Origin of the sequence: Streptomyces sp. f51 (assembly GCF_037940415.1) — a bacterium.
Classification (GTDB): Bacteria; Actinomycetota; Actinomycetes; order Streptomycetales; family Streptomycetaceae; genus Streptomyces.
The window spans coordinates 4,169,590-4,196,544 of the sequence record NZ_CP149798.1 but is presented as its reverse complement, the minus strand read 5'-3'; the positions used below and the strand labels follow the sequence as shown (position 1 = coordinate 4,196,544).

General features: G+C 70.4%; 24 protein-coding genes. 10 read left to right on the top strand and 14 right to left on the bottom strand.

All coding sequences use genetic code 11. The features are described 5' to 3' along the window. The first annotated feature begins 10 nt into the window (after positions 1–10). Entirely contained in the window at positions 11–1,096 is a 1,086-nt protein-coding gene (locus WJM95_RS18320) for a hypothetical protein (RefSeq protein WP_339130795.1), read from the top strand. Here WJM95_RS18320 and ccsB read toward each other — a convergent pair. The 7 genes from ccsB to hemL all read right to left on the bottom strand — a co-directional run bounded on the left by ccsB (position 1,081) and on the right by hemL (position 8,929). Continuing rightward, positions 1,081–2,202 (bottom strand): c-type cytochrome biogenesis protein CcsB, encoded by a 1,122-nt coding sequence (gene ccsB / locus WJM95_RS18315; protein ID WP_339130794.1) that lies wholly within the window; start codon positions 2,200–2,202, stop codon positions 1,081–1,083. The two genes, WJM95_RS18320 and ccsB, sit on opposite strands and share 16 nt — an antisense overlap. Further along, positions 2,199–4,025 (bottom strand): cytochrome c biogenesis protein ResB, encoded by a 1,827-nt coding sequence (locus WJM95_RS18310; protein WP_339130793.1) that lies wholly within the window; start codon positions 4,023–4,025, stop codon positions 2,199–2,201. The genes ccsB and WJM95_RS18310 overlap by 4 nt, the downstream gene beginning before the upstream one ends. Before the next feature lie 3 nt (positions 4,026–4,028). Continuing rightward, the gene (locus tag WJM95_RS18305) at positions 4,029–4,766 is read right to left on the bottom strand and encodes a cytochrome c biogenesis protein CcdA (protein ID WP_339135657.1); all 738 of its coding nucleotides are present in this window, start codon (positions 4,764–4,766) and stop codon (positions 4,029–4,031) included. Between the two features lie 50 nt (positions 4,767–4,816). Beyond that, positions 4,817–5,434 (bottom strand): TlpA disulfide reductase family protein, encoded by a 618-nt coding sequence (locus tag WJM95_RS18300; protein WP_339130792.1) that lies wholly within the window; start codon positions 5,432–5,434, stop codon positions 4,817–4,819. Between the two features lie 66 nt (positions 5,435–5,500). Further along, positions 5,501–6,763, bottom strand: coding sequence for a hypothetical protein (locus WJM95_RS18295; protein WP_339130791.1), 1,263 nt, complete (start codon positions 6,761–6,763; stop codon positions 5,501–5,503). A gap of 151 nt (positions 6,764–6,914) precedes the next feature. Then, positions 6,915–7,616, bottom strand: coding sequence for a histidine phosphatase family protein (locus WJM95_RS18290; RefSeq protein WP_339130790.1), 702 nt, complete (start codon positions 7,614–7,616; stop codon positions 6,915–6,917). Beyond that, a complete protein-coding gene (gene hemL, locus WJM95_RS18285; protein WP_339130789.1) occupies positions 7,613–8,929 on the bottom strand; it encodes a glutamate-1-semialdehyde 2,1-aminomutase in 1,317 nt (438 codons plus the stop codon). The genes WJM95_RS18290 and hemL overlap by 4 nt, the downstream gene beginning before the upstream one ends. A 580-nt stretch (positions 8,930–9,509) precedes the next feature. On the opposite strand from hemL, the gene WJM95_RS18280 reads away from it, so the two are divergent. Further along, complete coding sequence (locus WJM95_RS18280; RefSeq protein ID WP_019061278.1) at positions 9,510–9,947, top strand: hypothetical protein; 438 nt, start codon at positions 9,510–9,512, stop codon at positions 9,945–9,947. A gap of 64 nt (positions 9,948–10,011) precedes the next feature. On the opposite strand, the gene WJM95_RS18275 is transcribed toward WJM95_RS18280, so the two are convergent. Beyond that, positions 10,012–10,749, bottom strand: coding sequence for an SDR family oxidoreductase (locus WJM95_RS18275; RefSeq protein WP_339130788.1), 738 nt, complete (start codon positions 10,747–10,749; stop codon positions 10,012–10,014). Positions 10,750–11,141: 392 nt separating this feature from the next. Between WJM95_RS18275 and WJM95_RS18270 the strand changes: the two genes are divergently transcribed. The 3 genes from WJM95_RS18270 to WJM95_RS18260 all read left to right on the top strand — a co-directional run bounded on the left by WJM95_RS18270 (position 11,142) and on the right by WJM95_RS18260 (position 12,712). Continuing rightward, on the top strand, positions 11,142–11,720 hold the full coding sequence (locus WJM95_RS18270; RefSeq protein ID WP_339130787.1) for a hypothetical protein: 579 nt from the start codon (positions 11,142–11,144) through the stop codon (positions 11,718–11,720). 2 nt (positions 11,721–11,722) lie between these two features. Then, positions 11,723–11,878 carry a hypothetical protein gene (locus WJM95_RS18265; protein ID WP_339130786.1) on the top strand — a complete coding sequence of 52 codons (156 nt, stop codon included), beginning with the start codon at positions 11,723–11,725 and terminating at the stop codon, positions 11,876–11,878. Positions 11,879–11,977: 99 nt separating this feature from the next. Next, positions 11,978–12,712 carry a class F sortase gene (locus tag WJM95_RS18260; RefSeq protein WP_339130785.1) on the top strand — a complete coding sequence of 245 codons (735 nt, stop codon included), beginning with the start codon at positions 11,978–11,980 and terminating at the stop codon, positions 12,710–12,712. 53 nt (positions 12,713–12,765) lie between these two features. Here WJM95_RS18260 and WJM95_RS18255 read toward each other — a convergent pair whose 3' ends face one another. From WJM95_RS18255 to kdpF, 4 genes are read right to left on the bottom strand one after another with little or no spacing between them, the layout of a single operon-like run. Next, positions 12,766–13,434 carry a potassium-transporting ATPase subunit C gene (locus tag WJM95_RS18255; protein WP_339130784.1) on the bottom strand — a complete coding sequence of 223 codons (669 nt, stop codon included), beginning with the start codon at positions 13,432–13,434 and terminating at the stop codon, positions 12,766–12,768. A gap of 3 nt (positions 13,435–13,437) precedes the next feature. Beyond that, positions 13,438–15,573 (bottom strand): potassium-transporting ATPase subunit KdpB, encoded by a 2,136-nt coding sequence (gene kdpB, locus WJM95_RS18250; protein ID WP_339130783.1) that lies wholly within the window; start codon positions 15,571–15,573, stop codon positions 13,438–13,440. Further along, complete coding sequence (kdpA, locus tag WJM95_RS18245) at positions 15,570–17,234, bottom strand: potassium-transporting ATPase subunit KdpA (protein ID WP_339130782.1); 1,665 nt, start codon at positions 17,232–17,234, stop codon at positions 15,570–15,572. Before kdpA ends, kdpB begins: the two co-directional genes overlap by 4 nt. A gap of 8 nt (positions 17,235–17,242) precedes the next feature. After that, complete coding sequence (kdpF, locus tag WJM95_RS18240; RefSeq protein ID WP_210947791.1) at positions 17,243–17,332, bottom strand: K(+)-transporting ATPase subunit F; 90 nt, start codon at positions 17,330–17,332, stop codon at positions 17,243–17,245. A gap of 302 nt (positions 17,333–17,634) precedes the next feature. Here kdpF and WJM95_RS18235 point away from each other — a divergent pair, with 302 nt between their 5' ends. The 5 genes from WJM95_RS18235 (at position 17,635) to WJM95_RS18215 (ending at position 24,800) form a co-directional block, all read left to right on the top strand. Beyond that, positions 17,635–18,189: a hypothetical protein gene (locus WJM95_RS18235; RefSeq protein WP_339130781.1), complete on the top strand. Its 555-nt coding sequence runs from the start codon at positions 17,635–17,637 to the stop codon at positions 18,187–18,189. A gap of 63 nt (positions 18,190–18,252) precedes the next feature. Then, positions 18,253–20,277, top strand: a complete 2,025-nt coding sequence (locus WJM95_RS18230; protein WP_339130780.1) for an APC family permease — start codon at positions 18,253–18,255, stop codon at positions 20,275–20,277. 198 nt (positions 20,278–20,475) lie between these two features. Then, positions 20,476–22,434 (top strand): amino acid transporter, encoded by a 1,959-nt coding sequence (locus WJM95_RS18225; protein WP_339130779.1) that lies wholly within the window; start codon positions 20,476–20,478, stop codon positions 22,432–22,434. Positions 22,435–22,568: 134 nt separating this feature from the next. Continuing rightward, positions 22,569–23,294 carry a response regulator transcription factor gene (locus tag WJM95_RS18220; protein WP_339130778.1) on the top strand — a complete coding sequence of 242 codons (726 nt, stop codon included), beginning with the start codon at positions 22,569–22,571 and terminating at the stop codon, positions 23,292–23,294. Then, complete coding sequence (locus tag WJM95_RS18215; protein WP_339130777.1) at positions 23,295–24,800, top strand: HAMP domain-containing sensor histidine kinase; 1,506 nt, start codon at positions 23,295–23,297, stop codon at positions 24,798–24,800. A gap of 298 nt (positions 24,801–25,098) precedes the next feature. On the opposite strand, the gene WJM95_RS18210 is transcribed toward WJM95_RS18215, so the two are convergent. Together WJM95_RS18210 and WJM95_RS18205 are read right to left on the bottom strand one after the other, a co-directional pair. Continuing rightward, positions 25,099–25,764, bottom strand: coding sequence for an FMN reductase (locus tag WJM95_RS18210; protein ID WP_339130776.1), 666 nt, complete (start codon positions 25,762–25,764; stop codon positions 25,099–25,101). Continuing rightward, positions 25,761–26,852 carry an LLM class flavin-dependent oxidoreductase gene (locus WJM95_RS18205; protein WP_339130775.1) on the bottom strand — a complete coding sequence of 364 codons (1,092 nt, stop codon included), beginning with the start codon at positions 26,850–26,852 and terminating at the stop codon, positions 25,761–25,763. Before WJM95_RS18205 ends, WJM95_RS18210 begins: the two co-directional genes overlap by 4 nt. Positions 26,853–26,955 lie beyond the last annotated feature (103 nt).

Here is a 26,955-nt window from a genome sequence, read left to right as displayed (position 1 = left end):
GGGAGATGTGGTGCACACACAACTGGACAACCGGGGGGCCCTGTTCGACGCGGATCCGCCCGGACTCGCGTCACGCCTGGTCGGCCTGCGCCCGTACCAACCCGGCACCACACCCTACGAACACCCGGAGGAACCGCCCTTCGTGGTGTTCGCGGGCGACCGGGGACTGGGCAAGACCGCCGTCCTCCTCGCCCTGCGCGAGGCCTACAGCGGACACACCCCCACCGCTCTTCTCGACGGCGAGGAAGGGCAGTTCGCCGCCCCGCCCCCGGGCCGTCCGGCCGCGTCCTGGTCCCCGGTGGTCCAGGCGCTCACCACGGCCGCCGAGCAGCTGGCCGGACCGGTGAAGGGGGCCGGCCGGATCGGATTCCCGCGGCTGTCCTCGGGACTGCTGGCGGTGACGGCGGGCGGCTGGAGCGAGCGCGCCGCACCGCGCGTCCGGCAGGAGGCGGAGCGGATCCTGCTGCTCGGCGAGAGCGAGTCCTGGCTCTCCGGGTTCGCGGGACGCTGGGTGGGCAAGGTGGGCTCCCGGCTCGTCGCGGCGACGGGCGGAACCGGTCCGGTGGTGGAGCCCGTCATCGAGGCGGCCCTGGAGTCCTTCGCGGAGGGCGTCTCCCCGGCCCACCGCCGCCTGCGCAGAGCCGCCGCCTGGTACCGCGACTACCCGACCGCGGACGGCAGCCCCAAGCTCGCGCTGATCCTGCTCTCCCGGCACTTCCTGGCGGGCGGCGAATCCCGCAGACACGCCGAACGCCATCTCGTACGGGCGCTGCTGGCCGACCTCGACGACGCCTACGCGGGTGTCGTCCAGCGCTCGCACCGGCGGGGGCGCCCGGTCCTGCTGATCGACAACGTCCAGGAGCCCGCGGGCCTCGGACTCCTGGAGCCCGTCCTGCGCGACCGCGCCGAGGGCATCAGGGACCAGGCCGTGTTCTTCGCCGCGCTGCGGGGCCGGTCGCATCCGGCGCTGCGCAACGCGGGCCGCCTCGATCTGCCCGAGACGGCCCGGGCCACCGGCTGGCGGCCCGGACCCTCACCGTCCTCGCGGGCCCTGCTCGTGGCACTGCCCGGCGAGGCGGGTCACACGCCCGCGTAGGAGTGCTTGCCGCCGACGAAGATGTTGACGCCGTAGTAGTTGAACAGCCAGCAGCCGAAAGCGATCAGGGCGATGTAGGCGGCCTTGCGGCCCTTCCAGCCGGCCGTGGCGCGCGCGTGCAGGTGGCAGGCGTAGGCGACCCAGGTGATGAACGCCCAGGTCTCCTTGGGGTCCCAGCCCCAGTAGCGGCCCCAGGCGTCGCCCGCCCAGATCGCGCCCGCGATGATCGTGAAGGTCCACAGCGGGAAGACGGCGGCGTTGACCCGGTAGGAGAACTTGTCGAGCGAGGCCGCGGAGGGCAGCCGCTCCATCACCGAGGTGGCGAAGGTGCCCGGCTGTCCGCCGCTCTCCAGCTTGCTCTCGTAGGAGTCCTTGAAGAGGTACAGGATCGTGCCGACGGCGCCCACGTAGAAGACGGCGCCGCACAGGATCGCGGTCGAGACGTGGATGTACAGCCAGTACGAGTGCAACGCGGGCACCAGCTGGTCGCTCGCGGTGTACAGGACCGTGACCGCGAGACCGAGGTCGAGCAGGACCGTGGTGATCAGGGGCAGGCCGAGCCAGCGGACGTTCTTCTTCAGCGCCAGCAGGACCAGGAACACCGCGACGGCGACCGTGGAGAAGGTGATGTTGAACTCGTACATGTTGCCCCAGGGCGCACGCCCCACGGACATGGCGCGGGCGAGGACACCGGCCGCCTCGACGGCCCAGGCCAGCACGCTCAGCGACACGGCGATCCGGCCGTAGAGGTCGCCCTGCTCGTCGCCGCCGTGCGCGCCGGGCCCGTCGGGCACGTCACGCGCGCCCGCCGAGGACCGGGTGACGACCTTCGGCCGCTCCAGCACGGCGGTGCCGCCGGCCGTCTGCACGGTGATCCCGGGAGCCGCCGCGGACGCCTTCGCGCCGTCCGCGGTGAGCGCGTTGGCCGTACGGGCCACCTTGCTGCGGCTGCCGAAGAGCCACTCGGCGATGAAGGCGAAGAAGGCCAGGGTGTAGACGGCCATCGCGGAGTAGATCAGCGTGTTGCTGATGTTGGCGAGGTGTTCGTTGGTCGCGGTGGCCAGATCGGTCACGGCGCCCAGGTCGTGTGCGGTGGCGAGCGTCACTGCTTCTTGGACCCTTCAGCGGCGGGTACGGGGGTTTCGGCGTCGGCGTCGGTGGGGGCCGCGTCTTCGTCGGGCTTGGTGGGTGCGTGTTCGTGCACGAGCGCGGCGAGGTCGCCGAGCTCCTCGGGGAGCTTCGCGGACTCGCTGCGGCCGAGCCCGGCCATCTCGACGACGGTGACACCGTCGTCACCGGTGGTCGCCCGCACCCAGACACGGCGGCGCTGGATGAACAGCGAACCGGCGAGGCCGAAGATCGCGGTGAACGCCCCGGCCAGCGCCCAGACACTGCCGGGCTGCTGGGTGACCTGGAAGTTCGCCCACTCCTTGATGTTCTTGTCGAAGGTGATCGAACCGGCGCCGTCCGGCAGCGTCATCGTCTCGCCGGGCAGCAGCCGCGCCTTGAGGATCTGGCCCTTGGCGTCCTTGAACTGCTTCATGTGGGACGTGTCGAGCTGGTACACGTTCTGCGGGAGGCCCGCGTCGACGCCGAGGCTGCCGTGGTAGCCGTTCAGCGCGAGCACGGGATAGTCGAGCGCGGGGAACTGGGAGAACATGGTGCCCTTGCCCGCCCCGGCGAAGGTCGGCACGAAGACGGCGGAGAAGCCGAGCTGTTCGGTCCTGCCCCGGGCGCTCTTGTAGCCGTCCATGACCTTGATCGCGCCGACCGAGGTGACGTTCCCGTCCTGCGGCAGCATGGCCACGGCGTCGTGGAAGACGACCTTGCCCCTGCCGTCCCTGACGGTCACGGTGGGCGCGTAGCCGTGGGCGGTCAGATAGACCTTCGTGTCGCCGATCACCAGCGGCTCGTTGACCTTGACGAGCGTCTTGCGGTCCTTGCCGTAGGCGCCCTCGCTGTAGGTGAGGGCCGCCTGGTAGGTGCGGGGCGTGCCCTTGTTGGGGCCGGTCCGCTCGTAGGTGCCGGTGAACTTGTCCAGCCGGAAACTGAACGGCGTCAGGTCGTCGGTGCTGAAGAGGTTGCCCGACTTGAAGTCGTCGTAGGACAGGAGCGTGTTGGAGAAGCCGTCGCCCTCGACGACCAGCTTGTCGCCCTCGGACTTGAAGAGCTGGCCCCAGGCGAAGGCGACCAGCATCACGATCAGCGCGATGTGGAAGAGCAGATTGCCGGTCTCGCGCAGATAGCCCTTCTCCGCCGCGACGGCGTCCTTGTCGAGGTGCGCCCGGAACCGCTTCTGCCTGAGCACCTTCAGCGCGATCTCACGGACCTGCTCGGGCTCGGCCGCGGTGCGCCAGGTCGTGTACGCGGGCAGCCGGGTCAGCCGCTTGGGGGCGCCCGGCGGACGGCCCCGGAGCTGCCCGACGAACTGCCAGGTGCGGGGCACGATGCAGCCGATGAGCGAGACGAACAGCAGGATGTAGATGGCGGAGAACCACACCGAGCTGTACACGTGGAACAGGCCGAGCCGGTCGTAGACAGGACCGAGCCAGCTGTGCGCGTCCTTGAAGGCCTGCACCTTCTGGGCGTCGGTGCCGGACTGCGGGATCAGCGATCCGGGGATGGCGCCGAGCGACAGCAGGAACAGCAGGATCAGCGCGACCCGCATCGAGGTGAGCTGGCGCCAGATCCAGCGGGCCCAGCCGGTGACCTCGCGGGCGGTCCAGGCGATCCACCCCTTGGCGCCGGGGGTCCGCGCGCCGCCGAAGGAGCCGGGCATGACCGTCTCCACGGGCGCGGTGGACAGCTGCGCCCCGGCCTCGCCGATCTCGCGGGCGTCCCGCGTCTCCCGGGAGGCCGGCGTGTCCTCGTCGGCCGGCTCGCCGGGGCCGGCCGCGCCGGCCGCGTTGCCGGTGTCAGTGCTGCTCATGGATCAGATCCCTACCGTGAAGCCGTCGGACCAGGTCTGCATCTGCTGCACGATGCCGTCCCAGGCACCGGTGAGCAGGAGCAGGCCGGTCACGATCATCATTCCGCCGCCGATCCGCATCACCCAGGTGTAGTGGCGCTTGACCCAGCCGAACGCGCCGAGCGCCTTGCGGAAGGCCACCGCCGTGAGGACGAAGGGGACGCCGAGGCCGAGGCAGTAGGCGACGGTCAGTATGGCCCCGCGCCCGGCGCTCGCCTGTTCCATGGAGAGCGTGTTGACGGCCGTGAGCGTCGGGCCCAGGCACGGTGTCCAGCCGATGCCGAAGAGCGCGCCCAGTATCGGCGCCCCCGCGAGCCCGGTCACCGGACGCTTGTGGAAGCGGAACTCGCGCTGGGTCAGCCAGGGCATCAGGCCCATGAAGAAGACACCCATCGCGATCATCAGCGCGCCGAGGATCTTGCTGAGCGTGCCGTTGTACTCGTGCAGCGTGGAGCCGAAGAATCCGAACAGCGCCCCGCCGGAGACGAACACGGCGGTGAAGCCGAGCACGAACAGACTGGCCCCCGCGACCATCCGGCCGCGTCTGGCCTCCGCCAGGTCCGTGCCGCTGACTCCGGTGACGTACGACAGATAACCGGGTACGAGCGGCAGGACGCACGGCGAGAAGAAGGAGACGAGCCCGCCGAGCACCGCGATGGGCAGCGCGAGCAGCAGGGCTCCGCTGTAGACCGTGGTGTTCATGTCGGTCGAGGCGGCGAGGTTCGTGGTCGTCTGGAGAAGGGACACGTCGGTCACTTCTCCGCGAGGACGGGGTCGAGCATCTCGCGCAGCTTGTCCTCGCTGAGCGCCTGGAGCGTGCGGGCCGCGATCTTCCCGTCCCGGTCGATGATGATCGTGGAGGGGATCGTCTGCGGGTTGAGCGTGCCCTTCTTGAAGCGGAGCATCAGCTTGCCCGTCGGGTCGTACAGGCTGGGGTACGGGACGCCCTGCTGCTTCTCGAAGGCCTTGGCCGGGGAGACGCTGGGGTCACGGGTGTTGATGCCGACGAACTGTACGCCCTGCGCGGCGGTCGCCTTGGCGACCTTGACGAGGTTCGGCGTCTCGGCGCGGCACGGGGGGCACCAGGAGCCCCACACGTTGAGGACGACGACCTTGCCCTTGTAGTCGGCGACATCGAGCTGCTTGCCGTCGATGGTCTTGCCGGAGAGGTCCGGGGCGGTGTCCCTGGACCCCTTGGCGACGGTGGAGATGCCGTCCTTGCCGGAGACGAAGTTGCTGTTGCCCGCGCCGCCCGAGGTGCCGCCGGATCCGCACGCGGACAGCACGAGTGCGGCGACGGCGGCCCCCGCGGCGTAAAGGGCGGCGCGGGGGCGGTTCGGGCGCTGGTCTGCGCGGCAGGCGGCACTCATGTGAAAAGTTTCGCATGCCCGTTTCGGGGATCTTCCGCACCCCCCTCGGGGCCGGAAAATCGCATATCAGGCGGCCTGTCCCCGGAGGTAGCGGTGCCAGCCACCGGCGGGTTCCTCGGCCACGTCCATCGCCTGGAGCTTCGCGAGCACCTCCGGCCGCTGGACGTCCAGCCAGTCCACGAACTGGCGGAAGGAGACCATGCGCACGTCGGAGCCCTTCTGCTTCTCCTGGGCGATGTGGGTGAAGACGTGCTCGACGGCGTCCATGTAGATGCCGCCGTTCCACTCCTCGAAGTGGTTGCCGATGAAGAAGGGCGCGCGGTTCGTCTCGTAGGCCCGCTTGAATCCCGCGACGTAGGACGCGGACGCCTGGGTGCGCCAGCCCGGGTAGTTGTACGAGGGCGCCCGGGTGGTGGCGACCGACTGGTTGGCGAGGATGTTGTAGTCCATCGAGAGGACCTCGAAGCGGTGCCCGGGGAAGGGCATCGCCTGGAGGGGCAGGTCCCACAGCCCCTCCTTCTTCTGCGGCCAGCGCTGGACGCCGCCGGGCGAGGAGGCGTCGTAGCGCCAGCCGAGCTCCTTGACGGCGGGCAGCAGGTTGTTCTGCCCGAGCAGGCAAGGAGTGCGGGCGCCGATGAGCTCCTTCTCGTAGTCGAAGGGCAGCGGGGGCAGGTCGGTCCAGCCCGTGTTGGTGCGCCACTCGGTGACGAAGGACTTGGCCTGTTCGATCTCGCTGGTCCACTGGCGGGGCGACCAGTTGCCGACCGAGCCGGAGCCGCCGCAGAAGTGGCCGTTGAAGTGGGTGCCGATCTCGTGGCCGTCGAGCCAGGCCTGCCGGATCAACTTCAGCGTGGAGCGGACGTGTTCGTCGCTCAGGTAGCCGATGTCCGAGGCGCCGCGGGGGTTGTTCGGCGGGTCGTAGAGGCGCTTCTTCGACTCGGGCAGCAGATACAGCCCGGAGAGGAAGAACGTCATGTGCGCGTCGTGCTCATTGGCGAGCTGGAGGAAGCGTTCGAAGAGGCCGGTGCCGACCTCTCCGGCTCCGTCCCAGGAGAAGACCACGAACTGCGGCGGGGTCTCGCCGGGTTCGAGCGGTACGGGGGCCTGGGGCTGGCGCGGCTGCTTGCCGGTGTAGGCGGTGGAGCCGTCGCCGATCAGGCGCATGGCCGGCTTCTTCGGGGCGCCGGGCCGGCCGGTGCCGGCCGTGGCGGAGGGGTCAGGATTCCGTTTGGCTTCCGTGCCCGAGGTGGTGCCGCACGCGGCGAGTCCGAGCGCGGTCGCCGCGCCCGCACCGAGGCCGATCATTCCCCTTCGGCTGACGTCGCGCATACGGTCCTCTTTTCATCGCACCCTCTCAGCTGACTCTCAGCTTGTATCCCATGAGAGGGCGCGATGAAGTCGCGGGTTCCGTTTAACGCGCGGAGATTTATATGATTTTACGAAGATGCGCCCATTTGGCCCGGTTCTTCGCTTTCGACCGTCAGGCCCCGAACGCCTTGTCCTTGCCCTTCACCGGCTTGGCGCCCGCGAGGAGATGAGCCGGCACCAGGTCGCGCGCGGGCTCGCTGTAGCCCACCGAAACGATCTTGTCGCCGCGGTAGGTGAACGTGGTCAGCGACGCCAGGGTGCACTGACGCTTGCGCGGGTCGTGCCACAGCCGCCGCTTCTCCGCGTAGCTGCGGACGATCCAGATCGGCAGCTGATGGCTCACCAGCACCGCCTCGTGGCCGCGTGCCGCGTCCTTCGCGGCGTCCAGCGCCCCCATCATCCGTACGACCTGGTCCACATACGGCTCGCCCCAGGACGGCTTGAACGGGTTCACCAGGTGCTTCCAGTTCTCCGGCCGCCGCAGCGCGCCGTCCCCGACACCGAAGGTCTTGCCCTGGAAGACGTTGTCGGCCTCGATGAGCCGCCCGTCCGTCGCCAGGTCGAGCCCGTGGGCCTTGGCGATCGGCGTGGCCGTCTCCTGCGCCCGCTCCAGCGGCGAGGCCACGACGTGCGTGACATCGCGCGAGGAGAGGTGCTCGGCCACCCGGTCGGCCATCTGCCGCCCCAGCTCGGACAGGTGATAGCCGGGCAGCCGGCCGTAGAGCACCCCGTCCGGGTTGGCGACCTCGCCGTGCCGCATCAGGTGGACGACGGTGATGTCGCCCGCGCCGTTCTTGCCGCTGGTGTCGCTCATGCCGTGGCCTCCGCCGCTGCCCGTGCCGCCGCCGGAAGGGCGTCGGCGATCCGCTGAACCGCCTGGTCGTCATGGGCCGTCGACACGAACCACGACTCGAACGAGGACGGCGGCAGGTAGACGCCCCGCGCCAGCATCGCGTGGAAGAACGAGGTGTAGCGGAAGGACTCCTGCGCCTTCGCGTCCTCGTAGTCGCGCACCTCGCGTCCCGTGAAGAAGACCGAGAACATGTTGGAGGCGCGCTGGATGCGGTGGGTCACACCCTCCTTGGCGAGCGCCTCGGTCACCAGAGCCTGGATCCGCTCCGACACCGCGTCGACCTTGTCGTACGCGGCCTGGTCGAGCAGCCGCAGCTGCGCGAGCCCGGCGGCGGTGGCGACGGGATTGCCCGAGAGCGTGCCCGCCTGGTACACCGGCCCGGCCGGCGCGAGGTGGGCCATCACGTCCTCGCGGCCACCGAACGCGGCGGCCGGGAAACCGCCGCCCATCACCTTGCCGAAGGTCATCAGGTCGGGGCGCACCCCGTCGATCCCGTACCAGCCGGCCCGGCTCGTACGGAAGCCGGTCATCACCTCGTCGGAGATGTACAGGGCGCCGTTCTTCGCGCAGGCGTCCTTGAGGCCCTGGTTGAAACCGGGCGCGGGCGGCACCACGCCCATGTTGCCGGGCGAGGCCTCGGTGATCACACAGGCGATCTCGCCGGGGTGCGCGTGGAACGCGGCCTGCACAGCTTCGAGGTCGTTGTAGGGCAGGACGATGGTGTCGGCGGCCTGGGCTCCGGTGACCCCGGGTGTGTCCGGCAGCGCGAACGTCGCGACACCGCTGCCCGCCGCGGCGAGCAGCGAGTCGACGTGGCCGTGGTAGCACCCGGCGAACTTGATCACCTTGGTGCGCCGGGTGAACCCGCGGGCGAGCCGGATGGCCGACATGGTCGCCTCGGTGCCGCTGGAGACGAGGCGGACCTGCTCCACGGGCTCGACACGGGCGACGATCTCCTCGGCGAGGGCGACCTCGCCCTCACCGGGCGTACCGAAGGACGTACCGCGCGCGACGGCCTCCTGGACCGCGGCGATGACCTCGGGACGGGAGTGCCCGAGGATCATCGGACCCCAGGAGCAGACGAGGTCGACGTACTCGCGGCCGTCCGCGTCCGTCAGGTACGGACCGGTGCCCGACACCATGAACCGGGGCGTACCGCCCACGGCGCGGAAGGCGCGCACCGGAGAATTCACGCCACCTGGTGTGACGGCCGCCGCACGGTCGAACAGCGACTGCGAGGCTGGGGCTTCGTAGGGATAAGGCAGTTCGGTCATGACCTGCGACGTCTCCGACTCCGGGGGGCTAGTGACCTTCTCAGAGTAGGCCAGGGGCCCCGGTGGGCCGTGAGGGGAACAGCGGGGCGCCGTGAACGGACCGCCCCGGCCCGACGTACGGGTCCTCACAAGGAATGATCCCGGCCATCGCCGGGCCGGTGTGACGGAGCCCGGTACGACAACCGGGTTCCTTCCCCCGGCCATCTGCGAAACTGGGGCACGAACGGACAGCTCACATGAACGACGGTGTTCAGGGGCCGCGAAGATCCCGCGGACAGGTGTTTCGGCGTACGTTTCGGCGTGCGACCGTGGGGGAGGTCACTGTCACGATGATCGGGTTGCGTGGCGGGGGTCGCGCGACTTAGAAAAGCAGTCGGGTGGAGATATGCATCGCGGTGGCGGACTGGGCGAGGGGACCGATGACCTCAACCCTCGGCGTGCCCGGCGGGGGAAGCACCGGCGTGAGGCGGAGGAAGCGGCCGGGAGAGCCGGACAGGTACAGGGTTCGCAGGGTGACCCCGACGAACGGATCGATCGCGCGGTCGAGCGACTGCGGGCGGAGAGCGGGAATGGTGGCCGAGTGGGGGTGACGTACAAATATTTCGGCGCGCCGGACGGCGCGACGGCCGCCAGGGTCCCGATCTCGATGCGCCCCGAAGAACTCGGCGGCGACGAACTCGGCATGAACGGCATGTTCACCAAGATCAAGCCGGAGACGATGGCCGCGATGGTCCTCACCGGCATAGAAGGCGTCCCCCTGAACAAGGTGCCGCCGCTCGAACTCGTCGTCCTGCATCCCGACTACGCCGTGGTCAAGCTCCCGATGACCGTCGTCGACCCGCTGCGGGGCATAGGCGAGGAGGCCGTGGGCGCGGCCGCCTTCATCTGGTCCACGGTCCCGGACCGCGGCGGCCCGCGCGACGCCTTCAACGTCTACCAGCTGCTGCACGAGTGGCAGGACTTCTCCCACCGCCTGCACGAGGCGGGACACCAGCCGTACTGCCTGGTGTGGCCCTGATCCGGGGTCTCCACGGCAAGGGGCGGGGTTCTCGAACCCCGCCTTTCGCGTTCCCGGGCCCCGTTCAGCGTCCGCCCGCGACCCGCAGGACCGTGCCCGTCGTGTACGAGGCGTCGTCCGACAGAAGCCAGGCCACCGCGCCGGAGATCTCCTCCGGCCGGCCCGCGCGGCCCATGGGGACGGTGGCCGCCACCCGGGCCGGACGCTGCGGATCCTCGTGGAACTCGGTCCACACCACACCCGGGGCGACCCCGTTCACGCGGATCCCGTCGGCCGCGACCTCCTTGGACAGGCCGACGGTCAGGGTGTCGACGGCCGCCTTCGCCGCCGCGTAGTGGACGTACTCCCCCGGGCTGCCGAGGGTCGCCGCCGCGGACGAGATGTTGACGATCGCGCCCCCGCCGGACGCGGTCATCTCCCGTACGGCACGGCGCGCGCACAGCAGATAGCCGAGGACGTTGACCCCGAGCGCGTCCCGCATGCCCTCGGGGTCCGCCTCGGCCAGCGGTCCGTTGGGGCCGCTGACGCCCGCGTTGTTCACCAGTCCCGTGACCGGGCCGAGGTCCGCGATCGCCCGGTCGAAGAGCACGTCGACCGCGGCGGGGTCGGAGGTGTCCACGGCCACCGGCAGAGCACGCCGGCCCGCCTCCTGGACCGCGCGCGCCACCTTCTCGGCGGCCTCGCGGTCGGACCGGTAGCCGATGACGACGTCATGGCCCTCCAGGGCCAGCCGCCGGCAGACGGCCGCGCCGATACCGCGGCTGCCGCCGGTCACCACTGTGATCTTCCGTCCGCTGCCCATGATCGCCTCTCCTCACGACGTGAATCATCAGTGTGACGGCAGCCGACCTCCGGCTCGTTCTGGACAAGAGCCTTCAGGGCAACGGGATCTGACGGTGGCACCCCGCCCGGCGCAGTCGGTGACGCAGACGTGTCGCCGCCGATCGGGTCATGCGTGAAGCACCGTCCAGGATCGCCCCACGCCGCAGGGACGCGGCGAACCGGCAGGTCAGAGGCGTCGGACCGACCCCTGCGGACCGTCGGTCCGTACGGCGGGCGGGGTCTTCGCCCTGGGCCGGGTGCGCTCCCCGGGTGGTGCGCTTCGCTCATCGGATTGACGGTTGATCACGTCGCACCGGGTTCTCTTCCGCTGACAAGAGGTCAGCTGCCCGGTCTGACGGAAGGACTTCGACAATGCGATCTGCCCGCATGCTCCTGGCCGCCGCCACGGCCACCGCCGCTCTCGCGATCGCCGCCCCGGGGGCGTACGCCGCCACGGCCGGCGACTGGGACCACAGCGACTCCTCCTCTTCCTCCTCCACCAAGGGCCACGACGACTCCGGCTACGGCAAGGAGCACGACGACTCCGGCTACGGCCAGGAGCACGGCAAGGACGACAGCGACCACGGCAAGCCCAGCTGGCACCACGAGAAGCCTGAGGGCGGCGTGCACACCGGTGGCGGCGCGCTCATGTCCATCAAGACGGACGACTCCTCGAAGGGCGACAAGAAGTACGACCCGGAGACCTACAAGGACAAGGACTCCTCCAGCTCCGACCACGGCAGCGGCTCCTGGGACTCCGGCTCGGACAAGGGCTCGTGGGACTCGAGCGGCAAGGAGTCCGAGGAGAAGCCCCACGGCGGCATGCACACGGGTGGCGGCGGTCTCGCCACGTCGTCCGGCGTGACGGCCGGTGGCGTCGGGGTCCTCGGCCTCGCGGCCGCGGGCGTGTACATGCTGCGCCGTAGGAGCTCGCAGGGTGGTGTGGCCTGACCATGCCTGACGACATAGCGGTCCGGGCCGCCACCCCCTCACCCCGTGGCGGCCCGGCCGGCCCCTCCTCCTCCCGCTCCTCCCGCTTCTCCCGCTCCCCGCGCCTCTCCTGCCACTTCTGCCGCTCCTACCGCTCCTACCGCTCCTACCGCTCCTGATGCTTCTGCTTCTGCTTCTGCTTCTGCTTCTGCTGACTCTGTTGCCGCACTTGTTGTTGTCACCCAGTCCGCTCCGCTGCCCCGATGAGGTGGTGCCCGATGGCAGCCCGGTCGTCCTCTCCCGCCGATCCCGCCGATCCCGCCGATCCCGCCAATCCCGCCGAGACCCCCACGACGTCACCCGAGCGGTCCTTCCGGCGCCGCGCGACCTGGGTCGTGTGGTGCGCCGGCATCGCGGTCCTGGTGGCCACCAACGTGCTCCACCGCCAGGACGAACCTTCAGGTCCCTCCCCCACCGCCCCCGCGGCGGCCGCTCCCGGGCACGCGCGCGTGCCCGTGTCCTCGGCCTCGCCCTCGAACGACCGCCCGGCGGCGCGGCACCTCCCGCGCGCCGAGCCGACCCGGCTGCTCATTCCGAAGATCTCGGTGGACGCGCCCTTCACCGAACTCTCCCTGGACTCCACGGGCAAGCTCCAGCCCCCGCCCGCGAACGACACGAACCTGGTCGGCTGGTACGCCAACGGCGTCTCACCCGGTGAGGCGGGCGCGGCGATCATCGCCGGACACGTCGACACGAAGACCTCCGCCGCCGTGTTCGCCGGTCTCGGCGATCTGAAGAAGGGCGACAAGTTCAGCGTCGAGCGGTCCGACGGCCGGACCGCCTCCTTCGTCGTCGACAGCGCGGAGACCTTCGCGAAGGACGCGTTCCCCGACGACCGGGTGTACGCCGACACTCCCGACGCCGAGGTCCGTCTCATCACCTGCGCCGGCACCTACGACCGTACGGTCAAGGACTACACCGACAACCTGGTGGTCTTCGCCCACCTCGTCTGATCCGGCGGGCGGGCGGCTGCGGGAGCCGCGTCCGCCCGCCGTGAGCGGACCCGTCAGCCCTTGGCCGCGAGGGCCTTGAGGGCGATGTTGAGTCCGAGGACGCCGACCCGCGGTTCGCCGATGAAGCCGAGGGTCCGGCCCTCGGTGTGCTCCTCGACCAGCTTCCGTACCGCCGCCACCGTCAGACCGTTCTTCTCGGCGACCCGGCGCACCTGGAGGTCCGCGTACCGCGGGGAGATGTCCGGGTCGAGGCCGGAGCCGGAGGAGGTGACGGCGTCGGCGGGCACGTCCGAGGGCCTGACCGGGTGGCCGGGGACCGAGTTGTCCCGGACGACGGCGGCGTTGGCGGCCTCGACCTGCTTGGCCAGGACCTCGCTGTCGGCGGCGAGGTTGGTGGCGCCGGACAGAAGCAGCTCGTACTGCGTGTTGACGCCGTTGGTCCCCAGGCCGTTCGCCGGACGGCCCTGGAACCACTTCAGGTCCGGGTCGGCGGTCTCCTGTCCCTTCTTCAGCGGCAGGTCGTACGACTGCCCGATGAGGGAGGAGCCGACGACCTTGCCGTCCGCCTTGATCTCGGAGCCGTTCGCCTTGCCGTTGAACAGCCCCTGCGCCACCCCTGTGACGGCGAGCGGGTAGATCACGCCCGTCACCAGGGTGAGCACGAGAAGCGCGCGCAGTCCGGCCCACAGCAACCGGGCGGTGTTCGTAACCGAGTTGTTCATTGGTCAGCCGATTCCGGGGATGAGGGAGACGATCAGGTCGATGAGCTTGATGCCGACGAAGGGCGCGATCAGACCGCCCAGGCCGTAGATCCCGAGGTTGCGCCGCAGCAGCCGGTCGGCGCTGACCGGCCGGTAGCGCACTCCGCGCAGGGCGAGGGGCACCAGCGCGATGATGATCAGGGCGTTGAAGACGACCGCGGAGAGGATCGCGGAGTCGGGCGAGGACAGGCGCATGATGTTGAGCCTGTCCAGGCCCGGGTAGACCGCGGCGAACAGCGCCGGGATGATCGCGAAGTACTTGGCGACGTCGTTGGCGATGGAGAACGTCGTCAACGCGCCCCGGGTGATGAGCAGTTGCTTGCCGATCTCGACGATCTCGATGAGCTTGGTGGGGTTGGAGTCCAGGTCCACCATGTTCCCGGCCTCCTTGGCGGCCGAGGTCCCGGTGTTCATGGCCACGCCCACGTCGGCCTGGGCGAGCGCGGGGGCGTCGTTGGTGCCGTCGCCGGTCATCGCGACGAGCTTGCCGCCGGCCTGTTCCCGCTTGATCAGCGCCATCTTGTCCTCGGGGGTGGCCTCGGCGAGGAAGTCGTCGACACCCGCCTCCTCGGCGATGGCCTTGGCGGTCAGCGGGTTGTCGCCCGTGATCATGACGGTCTTGATGCCCATGCGCCGCAGCTCGTCGAACCGTTCCCGCATGCCGTCCTTGACGACGTCCTTGAGGTGGATCACGCCGAGGACCCGGGCGCCGCGGACGTCCTCGACGGCCACGAGCAGCGGGGTGCCGCCCGCCGCGGAGATCCGGTCCGTGAGGGTGCCGGCCTCGGCCGGGACCTCGCCGCCGCGCTCCCGGACCCAGGCGACGACCGAACCGGCCGCGCCCTTGCGGACCCTCCGGCCCCCGGTGTCGACGCCGGACATCCGGGTCTGGGCGGTGAAGGCGATCCACTCGGCGTCTTCGAGTTCGCCCTGGTGGCGCTCGCGCAGCCCGTACCCCTCCTTCGCCAGGACGACGATCGAGCGGCCCTCGGGAGTCTCGTCGGCCAGCGAGGAGAGCTGGGCGGCGTCGGCGACCTCGGCCTCGGTGGCGCCGCTCACCGGGACGAACTCGGCGGCCTGCCGGTTGCCGAGCGTGATCGTGCCGGTCTTGTCCAGCAGCAGGGTCGAGACGTCACCGGCGGCCTCGACGGCCCGCCCCGACATGGCGAGCACGTTGCGCTGCACCAGCCGGTCCATGCCGGCTATGCCGATCGCGGAGAGCAGCGCGCCGATGGTGGTCGGGATCAGGCAGACCAGCAGGGCCACCAGGACGACCATCGTCAGATGCGTGCCGGCGCGGTCGGCGAACGGCGGCAGGGTGGCCACGGCGAGCAGGAAGGCGACGGTCAGGGACGCGAGAAGGATGTTCAACGCGATCTCGTTGGGCGTCTTCTGCCGGGCCGCGCCCTCGACCAGGGCGATCATCCGGTCGATGAAGGTCTCACCCGGCTTCGTCGTGATCTTGACGACGATGCGGTCGGAGAGGACCTTCGTGCCTCCGGTGACGGCCGAGCGGTCGCCGCCCGACTCCCGGATGACCGGCGCCGACTCGCCGGTGATGGCCGACTCGTCGACGGACGCGACGCCCTCGACGACGTCACCGTCGCCGGGGATGATGTCGCCCGCCTCGCAGACGACGAGGTCGCCGACGCGCAGTGCGGTCCCGGGCACCTCCTCCTCGGGGCCGCCGTCCGGGGAGAGCCGGCGGGCGACCGTGTCGGTCTTGGCCCTGCGCAGGGTGTCCGCCTGCGCCTTGCCGCGCCCCTCGGCCACCGCCTCCGCCAGGTTGGCGAAGACGACGGTGAGCCACAGCCAGGCGCTGATCGCCCAGCCGAACCAGTCGCCCGGGTTCTCGAAGGAGAACACGGTCGTCAGCACCGAGCCGACGAGGACGACGAACATGACGGGCGACTTGACCATCACCCGCGGGTCGAGCTTGCGGACGGCCTCCGGCAGGGAGGTGACGAGCCGGCGGACGTCGAACAGGCCCGCGCCGACCCTTCCTTCGTCCTTGTGGCCGGTCGGCACATCGCTGTGCGGTGCCCGGGCCGGGGTGAGTGTGGACATCGCGTCCTCTGGGTTCTCGGTACGAGTGGTCATGACGCCAGCCCCTCGGCCAGCGGGCCCAGGGCGAGGGCCGGGAAGTAGGTCAGTCCGGTGACGATCAGGACCGCGCCCACCAGGAGCCCGGTGAACAGCGGTTTCTCGGTGCGCAGGGTGCCCGCGGTCGCCGGGACCGGCCGCTGCCCGGCGAGCGAGCCGGCCAGCGCGAGGACGAACACCATCGGCAGGAAGCGGCCGAGCAGCATGGCCAGCCCGATGGTGGTGTTGAACCACTGGGTGTCGGCGTTCAGACCGGCGAAGGCCGAGCCGTTGTTGTTGGCGCCCGAGGTGTAGGCGTAGAGGATCTCGGAGAACCCGTGCGCGCCGGAGTTGAGCGTCGAGTGCCCCGGGGTGGGCAGGGCCGTCGCCGCGGCGGTGAAGACGAGCACCAGCGCCGGGGTGACGAGGATGTAGAGGGCCGCGAACTTGATCTCGCGGGTGCCGATCTTCTTGCCCAGGTACTCGGGGGTGCGGCCGACCATCAGACCGGCGATGAACACCGCGATGACCGCCATGATCAGCATGCCGTAGAGGCCGGATCCGGTGCCGCCGGGCGCGATCTCGCCGAGCTGCATGCCCAGCATGGTGATGCCGCCGCCCAGTCCGGTGAACGAAGAGTGGAAGGAGTCCACCGCGCCGGTCGAGGTCAGGGTCGTCGCCACCGCGAAGATCGACGAGCCGCCGACGCCGAAGCGGGTCTCCTTGCCCTCCATCGCCCCGCCCGCGGCCTGGAGCGCGGGACCGTGGTGACTGAACTCGGTCCACATCATCAGCGCGGTGAAGCCGATCCAGATGGTGACCATCGCGGCGAGGATCGCGTAGCCCTGCTTCACCGAGCCGGCCATCACGCCGAAGGTACGGGTCAGGGAGAACGGGATCACCAGGATCAGGAAGATCTCGAAGAGGTTCGAGAACGGGGTCGGGTTCTCGAAGGGATGGGCGCTGTTGGCGTTGAAGTAGCCGCCGCCGTTGGTGCCCAGTTCCTTGACGGCCTCCTGCGAGGCGACCGCGCCGCCGTTCCACTGCTGCGAGCCGCCCATGAACTGACCGACCTCGTGGATGCCGGAGAAGTTCTGGATCGCCCCGCACGCCACCAGGACGACCGCGGCGACGAGGGACAGCGGCAGCAGGACGCGTACGACACCGCGCACCAGGTCCGCCCAGAAGTTGCCCAGTTCACCGGTACGGGACCGGGCGAAGCCGCGGACGAGGGCCACGGCCACCGCGATACCCACGGCCGCGGAGACGAAGTTCTGCACGGCCAGACCGGCGGTCTGCACGACGTGGCCCATGGCCTGCTCGCCGTAGTACGACTGCCAGTCGGTGTTCGTCACGAACGAGGCGGCCGTGTTGAACGCCTGGTCCGGGTCGATGGACCGGAAGCCGAGGGAGCCCGGCAGATGGCCCTGGACCCGCTGGAGGACGTACAGGAAGAGGACACTGACGGCGGAGAAGGCCAGGACACCGCGCAGATAGGCGGGCCAGCGCATCTGCGTGTCCGGGTCGGCGCCGATGGCCTTGTAGATCCACTTCTCGGCGCGCAGATGTCTGCGGGAGGAGTAGACCCCGGCCATGTAGTCGCCGAGGGGGCGGTGGACGAGGGCCAGCGCGGCGACCAGGGCCAGCAGCTGGAGCACGCCCGCGAGGACGGGACTCATATCGGTGCTCAGAACCTCTCCGGGAAGAGGAGGGCGAGGACGAGATAGCCCAGCAGGGCGACGGCCACGATCAGGCCGACGACGTTCTCGGCGGTCACAGCTTCGTCACCCCCTTGGCGACGAGGGCCACCAGCGCGAACACCGCGATCGTGGTGACGACGAAGGCCACGTCGGCCATCGTGAGCTCCTAGGGGAGATGCGGTCGGGAACTGACGCTTAGAGGAGAACTCCTCACCGGCCGGATCCGGCCACCGTTGACGCCACCCATACGGGACACAGCGCTCCTTTGACGCATCCCATACAGAGCCCCCCGGCCTTGTCGCAACGTTGACGCCATGGCTCGTCAAAGACCCGTCAACGCACATCGCCCCCGGTCCCGCGGCTCACTACCGTCGGACCCATGGACCCCCGCGACGACCCCCGCGCAGCGGCCGAGGCACCCCCGCCCCCGACCGGGGAGGTCGCGCACGACCTGCGCTGGGCCCAGGACCTGCGCAGCTCGATCCGCTGCGCGCTCGCGCTCCTGGCCCTGCTGGTCCTGACCGACGGCGTCGCCGGAACGCTCACCTTCCCGCGCGCCCTGCTGTGGTGCGCCCTCGCGGCGTTGCTCTTCCTCGTCCTGTGCCCCGCCCGGATCACCGCGGGCGAGGGCTGGCTCAGCTCCCACGGGCCGCTCGGCATCCGGCGGGTACGGACCGACCGGCTGGTGTCCGTGCGCTGCCTGGACGGCGTCGGACAGCGGCTCGTCCTGCGCGACGCCTTCGGAGCGCGACTGGAGATCGCCCCCCATGTGCTGGCGGCCAGCCCCGAGTTGTGGCACCGCCTCGACGAGGACGCGCGGACCTCCGCCCTGCGCGGCACCCTCACCTGCGGGGAGAGCGCGCTGCGCCGCGTCTCCGAGCGCATCGACCGCGAGACCGCGCGGACGGTGTTCAAGGTCTCGGGGCTGGACTGAATGTCCGCTCCCGACCGAGTGTCGGGGCCTCCCGGCCCGTCCCGGCGGGCTTAACCTCCGCCCGTGCTCAACGTGACGGGGATCCTCAAACGCCTGGTGATCGGCCGCGCGATGCGCAGCGAGGAACTGACCGAGACCCTGCTGCCCAAACGGCTGGCCCTGCCCGTCTTCGCCTCCGACCCGCTGTCGTCCGTGGCCTACGCGACCCAGGAGATCCTGCTCGTCCTCACCCTCGGCGGACTGGCGTACCTGCACTTCACACCCTGGATCGCCGGGGCGGTCGTGGCGCTGATGGCCGTCGTGGTGCTCTCGTACCGGCAGGTGGTGCACGCCTATCCGAGCGGCGGCGGCAGCTTCGAGGTGGCGACCACGAACCTGGGCCCCTCGGCCGGCCTGGTCGTCGCCGCCTCGCTCCTGGTCGACTACGTCATGACGGTCGCCGTCTCGGTCGCCTCGGGCGTCGACAACATCATCTCGGCGCTCCCCGGCCTCGCCCACCAGCGGGTCCTGATGGCGCTCGTCTTCGTCGCGCTGCTGGCGGCCATCAACCTGCGCGGGGTGCGCGAGTCGGGACGGGCCTTCGCGGCGCCGACGTATCTGTTCATCGGCGGCGTCCTGATCATGGTGGTCACCGGTCTGGTCCGCTACCTCCTCGGGGACCCGCCGGTCGCCGCGAGCGCCGCCTACGGGATCACCCCGGACCCGGCCGACGCGCATCTGACCGGTCTGGCCCTGCTGATGCTGGTCCTGCGCGCCTTCTCCTCCGGCTGCACGGCGCTGACCGGCGTGGAGGCGATCTCCAACGGCGTCCCGGCGTTCCGCAAGCCCAAGTCGCGCAACGCGGCCACCACCCTGGCCGCGATGGGAGGGCTCGCGATCGTCATGTTCGCCGGGGTCACCACCCTGGCGCTGGTCTCCAAGGTCCACATCACCGACGACGCCTGCCGGCTCACCGGACTCGACGGGGACTGCGCCACCTACACCCAGCGCACGGTCATCGCGCAGATCGCGGCCGCGGTGTTCGGCGGGGAGCACAGCGCCGGCTTCTACTTCATCCAGGCCGTGACGGCCCTCGTCCTGATCCTGGCCGCGAACACCGCCTTCAACGGCTTCCCCCTGCTGTCCTCCATCCTCGCCCAACACCGCTATCTCCCGCACCAGTTGCACAACCGAGGCGACCGGCTGGCCTTCTCCAACGGCATCCTGGCCCTCGCGATCGTCGCGGGCCTGCTGCTGTGGGGCTACCGCGCGAACGTCACCAGCCTCATCCACCTCTACATCCTGGGCGTGTTCACCTCCTTCACGCTCTCCCAGCTCGGCATGGTGCGGCACTGGAACCGTGAGCTGCGCGGCGAACCCGACGGCGCCACCCGCCGGCGCCACCACACCGCGCGCCTGATCAACGCGGTCGGCGCGGTCGTCACCGGCTTCGTCCTCCTCATCGTCCTGACCACCAAGTTCACCCAGGGCGCGTGGCTCGCCGTCCTCGCCGCGAGCGTGCTGTGGGTGACGATGCGCGCGATCCGACGCCACTACGACAGCACGGCGGCGGAACTGGCGGTCACCGACCCGCGCGGTGACCTCACGCCGCCCAGCCGGGTGTTCGCGATCGTGCTCGTGTCCCGGCTGCACAAGCCGACCCTGCGGGCCCTCGCCTACGCACACGCCACCCACCCCTACCGGCTGGAGGCGCTGACCGTCTCCGTCGACCCGGACGCCACGGCCGAGCTGCGCCGGCACTGGGAGGAGTACGGCGTCGACGTACCGCTGAAGATCGTCGACTCCCCGTACCGCGAGATCACCCGGCCCGTCGTCGGGTACGTCCGTTCCATCCGCCGCGAGAGCCCGAGCGACGCCGTCGCCGTCTTCGTCCCCGAGTACGTCGTCGGCCACTGGTGGGAGAACCTCCTGCACAACCAGTCCGCCCTGTGGCTCAAGAGCCGGCTGCTCTTCACCCCGGGCGTGATGGTCACGAGCGTGCCCTGGCGGCTCACCTCCTCCGTCCACGCCGACCGGCCGGCGGCCCGGGCTCCCGGCTCCGTCCGCCGAGGTGAACCGCCGGTGCCACCGCGGCCGCGGAACCGGTAGCCGGACGGCACCCGGACGGGTGACGGACCCCGCCCCGCCCGGCGCCCTCGTGATGCGGGACCAACCGGTCTTAACGCAAGATTGACGCCTGAGGCCCCTCGACGCTTGGGCCTGGGGATCACTCTCTGCATACGCTGATGGGCGCCGTCTCCTCGATGGCCGGAAAGTTCGAAGAGACGTACGTCAGGAGAGTCACCGATGGCCAGCACCGAGCCCGCCCCACCGAGCCGCTTGCGGGCGTGGATGCTGGAAGGCCTGTCCGACATCAGCAAGAGCAAGGGCCGCCAGCTGCCCAAGCCGGCCGAGCCCGCCCCCGTCCACAAGGGACAGCGCTGGTGGCGGGTCATGTGCCTGACCGGTGTCGACTACTTCTCCACCCTCGGCTACCAGCCCGGCATCGCCGCCCTCGCCGCCGGACTGCTGTCCCCCGTGGCGACCGTCGTCCTCGTCATCGTCACCCTCGCCGGCGCACTGCCCGTCTACCGCCGCGTCGCCGAGGAGAGCCCCCACGGCGAAGGCTCCATCGCGATGCTGGAACGCCTGCTCTCCTTCTGGAAGGGCAAGCTGTTCGTCCTCACCCTCCTCGGCTTCGCCGCCACCGACTTCCTCATCACCATCACCCTCTCGGCGGCCGACGCCTCCACCCACCTGGTGGAGAACCCCCATCTGAACAGCGCCCTGCACGACAAACAGATGGTGATCACCCTCTTCCTGGTGGCCCTGCTCGGCGCCGTCTTCCTCAAGGGCTTCCTGGAGGCGATCGGCGTCGCGGTCGTCCTCGTCGGCATCTACCTCGGACTCAACGTCGTGGTCGCCGTGGCCGGAGTCTGGGAGGTCGCCACCCACGAACACCTCGTCACCGACTGGTCCACCGCGCTGACCGCCGAACACGGAAACGTCTTCGCCATGATCGGCGTCTCCCTGCTCGTCTTCCCCAAACTCGCCCTCGGCCTGTCCGGCTTCGAGACCGGGGTCGCGGTCATGCCGCACGTCGAAGGCGACTCGGGCGACACCGAGGAGAAGCCCACCGGACGCATCCGCGGCGCCAAGAAACTGCTCACCACCGCCGCCGTGATCATGAGCGTCTTCCTCATCGTCACCAGCTTCATCACCACCGTGCTGATCCCCGAGAAGGAGTTCGAGCCCGGCGGCCAGGCCAACGGCCGCGCCCTCGCCTACCTGGCCCACGAATACCTCGGCAACGCCTTCGGCACCGTCTACGACGTCTCCACCATCTGCATCCTGTGGTTCGCCGGCGCCTCCGCCATGGCCGGCCTGCTCAACCTCATGCCGCGCTACCTGCCCCGCTACGGCATGGCACCCCACTGGGCCCGCGCCGTCCGCCCCATGGTGATCGTCTTCACCCTGATCGCGTTCCTCGTCACCTGGATCTTCGACGCCGACGTCGACAAACAGGGCGGCGCCTACGCCACCGGCGTCCTCGTCCTGATCAGCTCCGCCGCCATCGCCGTCACCATCGCCGCCCGCAAGGCCCGCCAGAAACACTGGGCCGTCCTCTTCGCGGTCATCTCGGCGGTCTTCCTCTACACGACCGTCGTCAACATCATCGAACGGCCCGACGGTGTGAAGATCGGCGCCTGCTTCATCGCCGGCATCATCCTCGTCTCCCTGCTCTCCCGGCTCGCCCGCGCCTTCGAACTCCGCGTGACCAGCATGACCATGGACGACATGGCCGAACGGTTCGTACGGGACATCGCCAGCCGCCGCATCCGCTTCGTCGCCAACGAACCCGACAAACGCGACATCGCCGAGTACCGCGAGAAGATCGAACAGATCCGCGCCGACCACGACCTCCCCGCCCAGGACGACTTCGTCTTCCTGGAGGTCACCGTCGGCGACCCCTCCGAGTTCGAGTCCGTCATGCACGTACGCGGCGAAGTCCTGCACGGCCGCTACCGCGTCCTCACCCTGGAATCCGCCTCCATCCCCAACGCCCTCGCCGCCCTGCTGCTCCACGTCCGCGACACCACCGGCGGCATCCCGCACATCTACTTCGAATGGACCGAGGGCAACCCCTTCACCAACTTCCTGCGCTTCTTCCTCTTCGGACAGGGCGAGGTCGCCCCCGTCACCAGGGAAGTCCTGCGCGAGGCCGAACCCGACCGCACCCGACGCCCCCGCGTCCACGTCGGCTGACCCCGCCCACGACACGACCAGGACCTTTCCGGGCACGTCCGACACACCGGAAAGGGGTGAGAGGCCGGTAAGAAGGCCCGTCACGGACCCGCTCACCAGCTCGCATACGGCCGACGGCTTGGCAGACTGGTCGAGTGCCCCAGAACGTACTGCTCGCCGAGGACGACCGCGCCATCCGCCATGCCCTGGAAAGGGCACTGACCCTGGAGGGCTACGAGGTCACGGCCGTGGCCGACGGGGTGGAAGCACTGGCCCAGGCCCACCGCACCCCACCGGACGTCCTCGTCCTCGATGTCATGATGCCCGGCATCGACGGCCTCCAGGTCTGCCGCGTGCTGCGCGCCGAGGGCGACCGCACCCCGATCCTGATGCTCACCGCCCTCGTCGAGACCGCCGACCGCATCGCCGGCCTCGACGCCGGCGCCGACGACTACGTCGTCAAGCCCTTCGACGTCGAGGAGGTCTTCGCCCGGCTGCGCGCCCTGCTGCGCCGCACCGGCAACGGCGCCCTCGACGAGGACGCGCCGCCGCCCGCGCCCCGCGAACCCCAGACGTCCAGCACACAGATCTCCGCGGCCGGACTGCGCATGGACATCCAGGCCCGCCGGGCCTGGCGCGGACAGCGCGAGCTGGAACTGACCCGCACCGAGTTCGAACTCCTCGAACTGCTCGTCCGCAACGCGGGCATCGTCCTCGACCACTCGACCATCTACGACCGGATCTGGGGCTACGACTTCGGACCCGGCTCCAAGAACCTCGCCGTCTACGTGGGCTATCTGCGGCGCAAGCTCGACGAGCCGGGGGCTCCGGCGCTGATCCACACCGTTCGGGGCGTGGGGTACGTCCTGAGGGAGGACTGAGTGCGAAGACGGCTGCGGCAGGTGTCGTCCCTGCGGACCACCTTCACCGTGTCCTTCGCGGCCGTCGCCGCCGCCGTCACGGTCCTCGTCGGATTCCTCAGCTACGACGCCGCCGCCCGGCTGGTGCGCGTCGACCAGCAGACGGTGTTCGCCGAGGTGGTGCAGGACCTGCGCGACCAGGTGCGCGAGCGCTCACTGGAACCGAGCGACTTCGCCTCCTCCGACCCCGACCACGACGGCCCCCTCGACGACATCATTCGGCCCAGCCGCACCGACGTGCAGGTGCTCGGGCCCAAGGGCGCGATCGTCGACCACGGCGTTCCGCCGCTGCCCGTGTACAGCCACGACCGGGCGATCTCCGACGACGCCAAGGCCGGCAGGCTCGAACAGCACAAGGACGTCGACGTCGCCGGCGACCGCTACCGGCTGGCGACCGTCTCGCTGGGCGGCGGGCGGGGTGCCGTCCAGGTCGCCCAGCAGTTCAGCGACACCGAGGATCTGCTCCGCACGCTCCAGCGCCGGACCGTGATCCTCGTCGGCGCCGTCGTGATCGCCGCCGGGCTGTTCGGCTGGTGGCTGGCCCGGCGCATCACCCGGCGCCTGGTCCGGCTCGCCGGGGCCGCCGAGGACGTGGCGCGCACCGGGCGTCTGGGCATCCAGGTGCCGGTGACCGGACACGACGAGGTGGCCCGGCTCGGCCGGTCCTTCGACCGGATGCTCGGCCGCCTCGCCCAGTCCGAGGAGGACCAGCGCCGGCTGGTCCAGGACGCGGGACACGAACTGCGGACGCCGCTGACCTCCCTGCGCACCAACATCTCCATGCTCCGACGGATCGACGAGCTGCCGCCCGACGCCCGCGAGGAACTCGTCGCCGACCTGGCCCTGGAGTCCCGGGAGCTGACCGACCTGGTCAACGAGCTCGTGGCTCTCGCGGCGGGCCAGTCGGACACCGAGCCCGTACGACGGCTCGACCTCGCCGAACTCGCCGAGGACGTCGCGACCGTCGCGCGGCGCCGCACCGCCCGGGAGATCACCGTCCGGGCCACCGGCGACACCACGGTCGACGGCCGCACGAGCGCCCTCCAGCGCGCGGTCTCCAACCTCGTGGAGAACGCCGCCAAGTTCGACCGGGGCGGAACGGCGCCGATCGAGGTCGTGCTGACGGGGCCCGTCGCGCGGTACGCGGGCGCGGACCGTCCCGGCGATCCGGGCACCCCCGCGGCCTCCGTGGTCCACCTCGGGGCCATCGGTTCCGGGAGCCGTCATGGGCTGGTCCGGGTCGAGGTGCGCGACCGGGGGCCCGGCATCGGCGACGACGACCTCATGCGGGTCTTCGACCGCTTCTACCGGGCCGCCGACGCCCGCAGCCTTCCCGGCTCGGGGCTCGGTCTGTCGATCGTCCGCGAGGTCTCGACGGCCCACGGGGGCGACCCGTTCGCGTACCCCCGCAAGGGCGGCGGCACGGTGATCGGCTTCACGGTGGAAGCCGCGCACGACCCGTCCTGAACCTCGGGTCCGGGTCCGGGTCTGGGTCCGGGTTCGGTCCGGTGGGTGGGTCGGGGCCGTGCCGGTGCATCAGCCCGTCGCCGTTGGATGAGGAGTGACCGTCGGTGGCGACGGGCATCGATGTACCGGCACGGCCCCTCGCGTCCCATCCCGGCTGCGGGTGCATCGTGGTGCCCGGTCCACCTTCCAGCCCCGGCCCGCGACGGTTTCAGCCCCTCCGGCGTTTGAGGAGCGGGGGGCCGGGGGCGGAGCCCCCGGGTTCGGGTCGGGTAGGGGCGGAGGGGGCGAAAAACGCTCGCTACGGCCGCAGCGCCGCCAGCTGTTCCTCGAAGGGGACCACGTGGAAACCGTCCGCCCGGCCGGGCAAGGCCGCCTGGGCCGGAAGCACGGCCTCGGCCCCACCCGGAGCCGAGGACACCGACTCCGAGCCCGCGGCAGGCGCGGGCGCCGGACGCGACATCAACCCGGCCAACTCCCCCGCCGCCCGCCCGACCCGCTCGGCCAGCCCCTCCGCGCCCCAGTCCTCCGAGGCCGCGTACACCCCGGTAGGCACGACCACAGCCCGCAGATAGGCGAACAGCGGCCGCAAAGCGTGATCGAGGACGAGCGAATGCCGCCCGGTCCCCCCGGTCGCCGCGATCACCACCGGCTTCCCCACCAGCGCGTCCTTGTCCAGCACATCGAAGAACGACTTGAACAGACCGCTGTAGGAGGCGGAGAAGACCGGGGTCACGACGATCAGACCGTCGGCGGAGGTCACGTCCTCGATCGCGGCGGACAACGCCCGTCCGGGAAACCCGTTGGTGAAGTTGTGCGCGATCTCGACCGCGAGGTCGCGCAGTTCCACGACCCTCAGATCCACCGGGCCGGACACCCGGCCGACGGTCGCGGCCGCCAGCCGGTCACCCAGCAGCCGCGTGGACGACGGAACACTCAGCCCCGCCGAGACGACGACGAGCTTCATACGCGGCTCACCTCCTCCTTCGCCGCGGCCACCCGTGCCGCGTGGGTGGGCGCGTCCGGCACCCCGGCCGGCCGGTTCTTGGCGAACTCCTCGCGCAGCACCGGCACGACCTGCTCGCCCAGCAGATCGAGCTGTTCGAGGACCGTCTTGAGCGGCAGCCCGGCGTGGTCCATCAGGAACAGCTGGCGCTGGTAGTCACCGGCGTACTCGCGGAACGCCAGCGTCTTCTCGATGACCTGCTGCGGCGAGCCGACGGTCAGCGGCGTCTGCTCGGTGAACTCCTCAAGAGAGGGCCCGTGCCCGTAGACGGGAGCGTTGTCGAAGTACGGCCTGAACTCCCTCATGGCGTCCTGCGAGTTGGGCCGCATGAAGACCTGGCCGCCGAGGCCGACGATGGCCTGCTCGGCCGTGCCGTGCCCGTAGTGCGCGTACCGCTCGCGGTAGAGCTCGACCATCTTCTTGGTGTGGTCGGCGGGCCAGAAGATGTTGTTGTGGAAGAAGCCGTCGCCGTAGTACGCGGCCTGTTCGGCGATCTCGGGCGAGCGGATGGAGCCGTGCCAGACGAACGGCGCGACACCGTCCAGCGGACGCGGGGTCGACGTGAACGACTGGAGCGGCGTACGGAACTTGCCCTCCCACGTCACCACGTCCTCGCGCCACAGGCGGTGCAGCAGCGCGTAGTTCTCGACCGCGAGGTTGATGCCCTGCCGGATGTCCTGGCCGAACCAGGGGTAGACGGGACCGGTGTTGCCGCGGCCCATCATCAGGTCGACCCGGCCGTCCGCGAGATGCTGGAGCATCGCGTAGTCCTCGGCGATCTTCACCGGGTCATTGGTGGTGATGAGCGTGGTCGAGGTGGACAGCACCAGCCTCTCGGTCCTCGCCGCGATGTAGCCGAGCATCGTGGTCGGGGACGACGGCACGAACGGCGGGTTGTGGTGCTCGCCGGTGGCGAAGACGTCGAGGCCGACCTCCTCGGCCTTCAGCGCGATGGCGACCATGGCCTTGATGCGCTCGCGCTCGCTCGGCTCCCGGCCCGTGGTCGGGTCCGGTGTCACATCGCCGACGCTGAAGATCCCGAACTGCATGGTCGCTCACCCTCCAAGTTGTTGATTGTTCAACCATACCCTCGAACCACCACCCTTCCCCAGCTATTCCGCACCCCGTCCGCACCTCCCTCCGCGAATACCG